This window comes from Streptomyces sp. NPDC006012 (genome assembly GCF_042871185.1).
In the GTDB taxonomy this organism is placed as follows: domain Bacteria; phylum Actinomycetota; class Actinomycetes; order Streptomycetales; family Streptomycetaceae; genus Streptomyces.
Genome location: NZ_JBIAIE010000004.1, coordinates 443,952 through 452,165, shown reverse-complemented (window position 1 = coordinate 452,165; position 8,214 = coordinate 443,952). Strand labels below are relative to the sequence as shown.

Below are 8,214 nucleotides of genomic sequence, written 5' to 3'. Positions count from 1 at the left end.
GGTGGTGTTCTCGTTCGTGGCTGCGCCCCTACCCGCCGCTGGCCGTCCGCTCCCCCTGCCCGTCCCCGTCTCCGTCCTCTTCCTCCTCGGCGAGGGCGGCGTCCAGCCGGGCCCGGGCGCCCTCCAGCCAGCGCCGGCACACCTTCGCCAGCTCCTCGCCGCGCTCCCAGAGCGCGAGGGACTCCTCCAGGCTCGTGCCGCCCGCCTCCAGCCGCCGTACGACCTCGATCAGCTCGTCCCGCGCCTGCTCGTACGAGAGCGCCTCTTCCACCTTGCCGGTCATCCGTTCACCCTAAGCGTCGACTCGTACCGTGAACTCGCCCTCGGCGACCCGTGCCCGCAGTGCCTCGGCCGCCGTCACCTCCTGCGGGTCACGCACCACGTGCCCGTCGGCCCGTTGCAGTACCGCGTACCCGCGCTTGAGCGTCGCGGCGGGGGAGAGGGCCACCACGCGCGCGTGCGTGTGCGTCAGCTCGGAGTCGGCGCGGTCGAGGTGGTGGCCCAGGGTGCGGCGGCCGCGGTCGAGCAGCGCGCCGATCTCGTCCGCCCGCTGGTCGACCATCCGGTGCGGATCCTCGATCGAGGGCCGGGCCAGCGCATGCGCAAGACCTCGCTCCTCCCGCTCGACCAGCGCCTGCACGCACCGCCGCGCCCGCTCCCGCAGCACCCGCACCCGCTCCAGCTCCTCGCCCACGTCCGGGACGACCTTCTTCGCGGCGTCGGTCGGCGTGGAGGCGCGCAGGTCGGCGACGAAGTCCAGCAGCGGGTTGTCGGGCTCGTGGCCGATCGCGGACACCACCGGCGTACGACAGGCGGCGACCGCGCGGACCAGTTGCTCGTCGGAGAACGGCAGCAGGTCCTCCACGCTGCCGCCGCCCCGGGCGACGATGATCACGTCCACCGCGTCGAGCGCGTCCAGCTCCTTGACCGCCTGCACGACCTGGGGCACCGCGTGCACGCCCTGCACGGGCACATTGCGCACCTCGAAGCGGACGGCGGGCCAGCGGTGGCGGGCGTTCTCCAGCACGTCCCGCTCTGCCGCGGAGGCACGACCGCAGACGAGGCCGACGAGCTGCGGCAGGAAGGGCAGCCGGCGCTTGCGCTCCGGCGCGAACAGCCCCTCCGCCGTCAGGGTCTTCTTCAGCTGCTCCAGCCGGGCCAGCAGCTCGCCGACCCCCACGGGCCGTATCTCGGCGGCCCGCAGCGACAGCTGCCCGCGCGGGGCGTACCACTCCGGTTTCGCGTGCACGACGACCCGCGCGCCCTCGCCGACGACATCGGCGACGGCGTCGAACACCTGCCGGTAGCAGGTCACGCTCACCGAGATGTCGTACGACGGGTCGCGCAGCGTCAGGAAGACCACGCCCGCGCCGGGCCGCCGCGACAACTGCGTGATCTGCCCTTCGACCCACACCGCGCCGAGCCGGTCGATCCATCCCCCGATGAGCCGTGACACCTCACCGACGGGCAGCGGGGTCTCAGCGGACGTGTTCACAGCCATGCCGCGAGAGTAACGGGCCCCGGTGACAATCCGGCGTCCTCGCGGCCCATGCCCCGGGCGCCCTCCGGCCCGCCGGGGCGCGGCCTTACGATGGTTGCCATGACTGCCTTGCCTGGCCGCCGTGTCCTGCTCGCCGCCCCCCGGGGCTACTGCGCCGGCGTGGACCGCGCCGTGATCGCCGTCGAGAAGGCCCTTGAGCAGTACGGGGCCCCGATCTACGTACGGCACGAGATCGTGCACAACAAATACGTCGTCCAGACCCTGGAGAAGAAGGGCGCCGTCTTCGTCGAGCGCACCGAGGAGGTGCCGCCGGGCAACATCGTGATGTTCTCGGCGCACGGCGTGGCCCCCGTCGTCCACGAGGAGGCCGAGCACGGCCGGCTCGCCACCATCGACGCCACCTGCCCGCTGGTCACCAAGGTCCACAAGGAAGCCGTCCGGTTCGCCGACGAGGACTACGACATCCTCCTGATCGGGCACGAGGGCCACGAGGAGGTCATCGGAACCTCCGGTGAGGCCCCGGACCACATCCAGCTCGTCGACGGCCCCGAGGACGTCGCCAAGGTGGCGGTCCGTGATCCGTCCAAGGTGGTCTGGCTGTCGCAGACCACGCTCTCCGTGGACGAGACCATGGAGACCGTGGACGCGCTGAAGGACAAGTTCCCGCAGCTCCTCTCGCCGCCCAGCGACGACATCTGCTACGCGACGCAGAACCGCCAGCTCGCCGTCAAGCAGATGGGCGAAGAAGCGGATCTGGTCGTCGTCGTCGGCTCCCGCAACTCCTCCAACTCCAAGCGGCTCGTGGAGGTCGCCAAGCTCGCGGGCGCGCGTGCGGCGTACCTGGTGGACTTCGCGAGCGAGATCGACGAGGCATGGCTTGAGGGCGTGAGCACGGTCGGTGTGACCTCCGGTGCCTCCGTTCCGGACGTCCTGGTCGAGCAGGTCCTGGAATGGCTCGCGGAACGCGGCTTCGCGGATGTGGAGATCGTGCGGGCGGCGGAGGAGTCCATCACCTTCTCGCTCCCCAAGGAGCTGCGCCGCGACCTGCGGGAAGAGGCGGCCACCCTGGTCGCCCAGCGCGGCGGGTCGGGTACGGCGGACGCGTGAGCGGCGGACCGCTCGGCGAGTGACTGTCAGTCGTCCGTCGTAACGTGGGGCCATGCAGATCTTCGGCGTGGACATCGGCGGATCCGGGATCAAGGGAGCGCCCGTTGACCTGAAGCGGGGCGACCTGGCTCAGGAGCGCTTCAAGGTGCTCACTCCGCACCCGGCGACGCCCGACGGGGTGGCCGACGGCGTCAAGCAGGTCGTCGACCACTTCGGCTGGACGGGCCCGGTCGGGCTGACGTTCCCGGGCGTGGTCAGCGGCGGCGCCACGATCCGTACGGCTGCCAACGTGGACAAGAGCTGGATCGACACGGACGCGCGCGCCCTGTTCAGCGACCGGCTGGGCGGCCACGAGGTCACGGTCGTCAATGACGCGGACGCGGCCGGTGTGGCCGAGATGAGCTTCGGCGCGGGCCGCGGCCGCGGCGGCACGGTCATCCTGCTCACCTTCGGTACGGGCATCGGCAGCGCCCTGTTCGTCGACGGCGCTCTGGTGCCCAACACCGAGCTGGGCCATCTGGAGCTGGGCGGTCACGAAGCGGAGAAGCGGGCCTCCAGCAAGGCCAAGGACGACCAGGAGCTGACCTGGGAACACTGGGCGCGGCGGGTGCAGAAGTACCTCGCGCACGTCGAGATGCTGTTCTCCCCGGAGCTGTTCATCGTCGGCGGCGGTGTCAGCCGCAAGGCGGACAAGTTCCTGCCCCTCATCAAGGGTGTGCGGGCGGAGATCGTCCCGGCGCAGTTGCAGAACAACGCGGGGATCGTGGGCGCGGCGATGCACGCCTCACGGCACTGAGGTCCGGTTCGGGCGACGCCTGGCGCGGGGCGGCGCCCGCCGCGGAAGGGCGGTTGACGTGGTGCTGGTCGGGTGAGCCGGGTCAAGGTGGTGCTGGGCGGGGGCTCCGGCCGTTCAGGCCCGTCGCCGGCGTCTGACCAGCCGGATCCGCCGTACGATCACGATCGCGCTCGCGATGAACGTCCCCCCGTACAGCCACCCGGCCTGCGTGGCGAGCGCCGTGACCAGCCCCATCAGCCGGCCCAGCATCCCGCCACCGCTGTCGGCGACGGGCAGCAGCCCCACCGGGAAGGCGATCGGCACCACGACCGGAGCCGTCAGCAGGTCGGCCCCGCGCACCCACAGCGCGGTCAGCGCGCACACCGGCAGGAACAGCACGCCGTACCCGGTCAAAGATGCCCCGAACAGCAACTGGTCGAGGCAGCCGAGCAGGAACATCAGCACCGCGCAGAACAGTCCCGCGCCGAGTCCGGTCAGCCGGGGGCCCGGCATCAGGCCCGGTGGCCGCGGCGGAGACGCCGGCCGCTGGGCGGGCGGCCGTACGCCCGCCGGACCCCGCCTGGCCTGGGGCGGCAGCCGCGTCGATGGCGTGCCGCGTCGCGGTCCGTGCTGCGAGGGTCGCGTCCTGTGTTGCTCCACTGGACCAACTTAGGTCGGTTAATGTGCCGAATGGCCCTACAGACACGCCGTGGAGCGGAGCTTGCCTCTGTGTTCGACGGCAGCGCCGGGGCCGGGTCCGCCACGCCGTAAACTGGTGGATCGGCCGGACTCCTGGCCCCCTGGCCCACTCACGTACGGGAAGTCGCAACGTGTCGCTCACGATCGGAATCGTCGGCCTGCCCAATGTCGGCAAGTCGACCCTGTTCAACGCCCTGACCAAGAACGACGTGCTGGCGGCCAACTACCCGTTCGCCACGATCGAGCCCAACGTCGGTGTGGTCGGTGTCCCGGACCCGCGCCTGACGAAGCTGGCCGAGATCTTCGACTCGCAGCGCGTCCTCCCGGCCACCGTCGACTTCGTCGACATCGCAGGCATCGTGCGGGGAGCCTCCGAGGGCGAGGGCCTGGGCAACAAGTTCCTCGCGAACATCCGTGAGTCCGACGCGATCTGCCAGGTCATCCGGGCCTTCCAGGACGAGAACGTCGTCCATGTCGACGGCAAGGTCTCGCCCAAGGACGACATCGAGACGATCAACACCGAGCTGATCCTCGCCGACCTGCAGACCATCGAGAAGGTCCTGCCGCGCCTCCAGAAGGAGTCCCGGATCAAGAAGGACGTCGCGCCCAAGGTCAAGGCGGTCGAGGAGGCCAAGGAGATCCTGGAGAAGGGCGACACCCTCTTCACGCAGGGCATCGTCCAGGGCAGCGAGCGCGCCGAGCTGCTGCACGACCTGCACCTGCTCACCACCAAGCCGTTCCTCTACGTCTTCAACGTCGACGAGGACGAACTGACCGACGACGACTTCAAGAACGAGCAGCGCGCCCTGGTCGCCCCCGCCGAGGCGATCTTCCTCAACGCCAAGCTGGAGGCGGACCTCGCCGAACTGGACGAGGCGGACGCGCTGGAACTCCTGGAGTCCGTCGGCGCCGAGGAACCGGGCCTGGCCACCCTCGCCCGCGTCGGCTTCGACACCCTGGGCCTGCAGACGTACCTCACGGCCGGCCCCAAGGAGTCCCGCGCCTGGACCATCAAGAAGGGCGCCACGGCCCCCGAGGCGGCCGGCGTGATCCACACCGACTTCCAGAAGGGCTTCATCAAGGCCGAGGTCATCTCCTTCACCGACCTGGTGGAGGCGGGCTCGGTCGCCGAGGCCCGCGCCAAGGGCCGGGCGCGGATGGAGGGCAAGGACTATGTGATGCAGGACGGGGATGTTGTGGAGTTCCGGTTCAACGTCTGATACGTCCGGCGAAAGGCCGTCTGACCTGCGGCGGAGCGGGTTGGGCGGCCTTTGCCGTCCGTGCAGGGTCCGCAGCGTGCTGACTTCCGTCAGCGTGCGGGGGAGCGGCTACGCCGCTTCGTCGCCCTCCCCGTGCGACATGCTCCCCCGAGGGAACAGCGGAAGGGTTCCCTCGGGGAACGCCCGACTCGTTCCCTGAGGAAGCGGTGCCTTCCGTTCAGTTTCTGAACGGTGGTCGTGTTCAGAAACTGAACGGCGCCCAGGCTGTCAGAACCCACAGCGCAACCTGATGCCCTCGCTGCTCGTGGCAGCGAGGGCATCAGTCGTCAGGCGGCGCGGGCTGTGGGTAACTGCGAGATCCACGCGGTGACCTCGGTCAGGTGCTCGGGCTGAAGCCCGAGGTGGGGGTTGGGTTGAACGAGGAGGGTCGCCGTTCCCCTGGCGGCGCGCTCTGCTGCCCATTCATAGTCGACGCTGGTGAAGGAGAGTCGGCTTGGGGCGCGGTACCCGGGTCTCTCCGGGCCCGTTTCCCCAAGCCGCTCACCGAACCGGACGTGCCCGTCTCCGAGCATCCGGCTCTCCACGGAAGTCACGCTGCCTTCGTGGCGATCTCGATAGGCCAAGGCGAGGGGATCCGGCTGCCGGCGAAACGATCCGACCTCCCCCGCCGGTCGGCGCCTCCTCCCGGAGCGGGTCGGTACGCGGCACACGTTCGAGCCGTGACCGAGCCCCCGGCACCCGCCGGTGCACACCTTCCTTCGGGTACGGGCCCCGGCGGTCGCGAAGTCGCCTGTCGGATACCGGAGTTGGTGTTCGTCAGCCGGGGTCAGACGTGCGGAGTCGTCCCTCACCGGGGGACACCCCGTCACCCACAGTGGTGCACCGCACAGGGGAGGCGCATACGTCACGGCCGCTGGGAAATCCCTGACCCGGGCGGCGCTCCCGGCCGGCTGCGCGGGCCGGGTGCCGTCCCCTTCCTCCCCGTGTTCCCAGGTCCCGGCCCGCCCGGCGCCCCGGGCGGAGCGGTCTCCGCCCCGCCCGGCCCCAGTTCCACGACGTGTCCACGCGGGGCCGACCCTGCCGCGAAGAGAGGCTCCATGCGAAAAACGATCACCGTTGTGGCCCTGCTGCTGGCCTCGGTCCTGGCCTTCGGGAACCCGGCGACCGCCCGTCCGCGCGGGGGCGGCGCGGCGACCCGTCTGCTGCAACTGACCAATGAGGCCCGCGTGAAAGCCGGTTGCCGCCCGCTGCGCCTCAGCGCGGCGGTCGGCCGGGCGGCCCGCCGCCACGCCCGCGACCTGGTCGGGCACGACCGCTATTCGCACGTCGGCTCCGACGGTTCACGTCCGGGCGACCGTATTCGCGAAGCCGGCTACCGCTGGCACCTGGCGGGCGAGAACATCTTCCTCGGCCCGCACGACGCCGAAGAGGCCGTCCAGGGCTGGCTGCGCAGCCCTGATCACCGGGCCAACATTCTCAACTGCGCCTACCGCCACACCGGTGTCGCCGTGCACGGACCGTCCTACCGGCGCATGTGGGTGCAGGACTTCGCCGCTCACTGACCTGCCGTCCGCGCGGAGTGCGGTCATGACTGCTGCGGGACGGCGGCGTGTACGGGTACCTGCGGGCGCTGGACCTGCGGCGCCGCCCCGCCGTCCCATCGCCGTCCGGCGGAGCCGGGCGCCGTGCCGGACGGGGCTCCGCCGTCGAGCCGCCCGCGACGGCGGGTGGCCGGTCGTGCCGTTCCCCGCACCCCTGTGCGGGGTGGTCCGACCGCGGCCGGTCACGCTCGGAGTCGTCCGCGCCGTCGAACTGAGGCCATTGACAGCAACTCCCTTATTTCACAGTCGAGTTGACTTTTTGAAAGTGTTGTCCGGGATGCCGAAAGATGACGAGAAGGTGAATGAAAGGGGCCGTGGCATTAATGCTTGTGTGCCTTGGGGTGGGAACTGTTGCATGGTCAAATTGGTGTTCTTTACGATTAGGTGAGTAGCCAATGTGGTCGGGAATTGCGTCAGACGCTCCTTCGGTTTTCCGCCTCGGTACCTGAACCGGCAAGCGTCACGCCGCTGTCCGGCGCGCGGCGGTTCGACCGGCCGGAGAGGCGCCAGTGACGTCGCGGAGCAGAGGAGGGGCAGCGTGAGCGAGACCGGTGTGCGGCAGTCATCGGAAACTTCGGGTCTCGGGCCGAGCGGCGGATCCTCGTACCGGGGCGACGCGGGCTCCGGCGTGGCGAGCGCGGCCGTCGGCAGGGCGAACGCGGCGGCGGAGGACCCGAGGGGGACGGCGGCCTTCGACGTCCTCTCCGGTTCTGGGATCGGCACCCTCGATTCGAGCCTGGTGGAGCACGGCGGCCGGTACCGGCCGCCGTGGCGGAGGCCGAGCGGCAGATGAGGGCCTTGATGTCCTCCGTGGTCTCCGAGGACGGCTCGGTGGAGGTCACGGTGGGCTCGCAGGGCGAGCCGATGGGTCCCGTCGGCGGGACGCTTCGCCGCTGCTCAGCGGCGTCATCGGGGGTACTGGTCGAGACCGAGGAGGCAGGTGTGGGCGGCGAAGGCACCTTCGGCGTGGATCCCGAGAAGATCCATCAGGGCCAGGCCACGATCACGGACTTGGGTACGTACACCCGGGGCCTCCTTGGTTCGTTCAGGACCGTCATGGCCGACACCGGCTGGACCGGCGAGGGCGGCAACGGGCGCACGATCCGCGAGGACTTCCTGCGGAACCGGGACTCCGTCACAGACTCCCTCCAGGCCCCCGGCGAGGTGCTCGGACGGACCGGCGGAGCGATCCTGATGGACCTCGGGACCGTGCGGGGCACCCAGGGCGGCATCGCCGGCGACGCCGGTCGGCTGTCGGGTGAGTACGGCGTCAGCGGGAACTGCGACGGCGGCCGACGGGGTTAGCCGATG

At 70.6% G+C, this 8,214-nt stretch carries 9 protein-coding genes; 6 read left to right on the top strand and 3 right to left on the bottom strand.

The window, feature by feature from the left end; genetic code table 11:
* Positions 1-28: 28 nt before the first annotated feature.
* Together ACFYPJ_RS11385 and xseA are read right to left on the bottom strand one after the other, a co-directional pair.
* Complete coding sequence (locus ACFYPJ_RS11385) at positions 29-283, bottom strand: exodeoxyribonuclease VII small subunit (RefSeq protein WP_389013956.1); 255 nt, start codon at positions 281-283, stop codon at positions 29-31.
* 9 nt (positions 284-292) lie between these two features.
* Positions 293-1,501 carry an exodeoxyribonuclease VII large subunit gene (gene xseA / locus ACFYPJ_RS11380; RefSeq protein WP_389013954.1) on the bottom strand — a complete coding sequence of 403 codons (1,209 nt, stop codon included), beginning with the start codon at positions 1,499-1,501 and terminating at the stop codon, positions 293-295.
* Between the two features lie 90 nt (positions 1,502-1,591).
* Between xseA and ACFYPJ_RS11375 the strand changes: the two genes are divergently transcribed.
* A complete protein-coding gene (locus ACFYPJ_RS11375) occupies positions 1,592-2,608 on the top strand; it encodes a 4-hydroxy-3-methylbut-2-enyl diphosphate reductase (protein WP_389013952.1) in 1,017 nt (338 codons plus the stop codon).
* A gap of 52 nt (positions 2,609-2,660) precedes the next feature.
* Positions 2,661-3,404, top strand: coding sequence for a polyphosphate--glucose phosphotransferase (ppgK, locus tag ACFYPJ_RS11370; RefSeq protein ID WP_389013949.1), 744 nt, complete (start codon positions 2,661-2,663; stop codon positions 3,402-3,404).
* Between the two features lie 114 nt (positions 3,405-3,518).
* Here the strand turns inward: ppgK and ACFYPJ_RS11365 are convergent, their stop codons facing one another.
* Positions 3,519-4,043: a DUF6542 domain-containing protein gene (locus ACFYPJ_RS11365; RefSeq protein ID WP_389013947.1), complete on the bottom strand. Its 525-nt coding sequence runs from the start codon at positions 4,041-4,043 to the stop codon at positions 3,519-3,521.
* Positions 4,044-4,213: 170 nt separating this feature from the next.
* On the opposite strand from ACFYPJ_RS11365, the gene ychF reads away from it, so the two are divergent.
* From ychF to ACFYPJ_RS11345, 4 genes are all read left to right on the top strand, one after another.
* Complete coding sequence (gene ychF, locus ACFYPJ_RS11360) at positions 4,214-5,302, top strand: redox-regulated ATPase YchF (protein WP_389013944.1); 1,089 nt, start codon at positions 4,214-4,216, stop codon at positions 5,300-5,302.
* Positions 5,303-6,399: 1,097 nt separating this feature from the next.
* Complete coding sequence (locus ACFYPJ_RS11355) at positions 6,400-6,864, top strand: CAP domain-containing protein (protein ID WP_389013941.1); 465 nt, start codon at positions 6,400-6,402, stop codon at positions 6,862-6,864.
* Positions 6,865-7,441: 577 nt separating this feature from the next.
* Positions 7,442-7,696, top strand: a complete 255-nt coding sequence (locus tag ACFYPJ_RS11350) for a hypothetical protein (RefSeq protein WP_389013939.1) — start codon at positions 7,442-7,444, stop codon at positions 7,694-7,696.
* An 8-nt stretch (positions 7,697-7,704) separates the two neighbouring features.
* Complete coding sequence (locus ACFYPJ_RS11345) at positions 7,705-8,208, top strand: hypothetical protein (protein ID WP_389013936.1); 504 nt, start codon at positions 7,705-7,707, stop codon at positions 8,206-8,208.
* Positions 8,209-8,214: the final 6 nt, after the last annotated feature.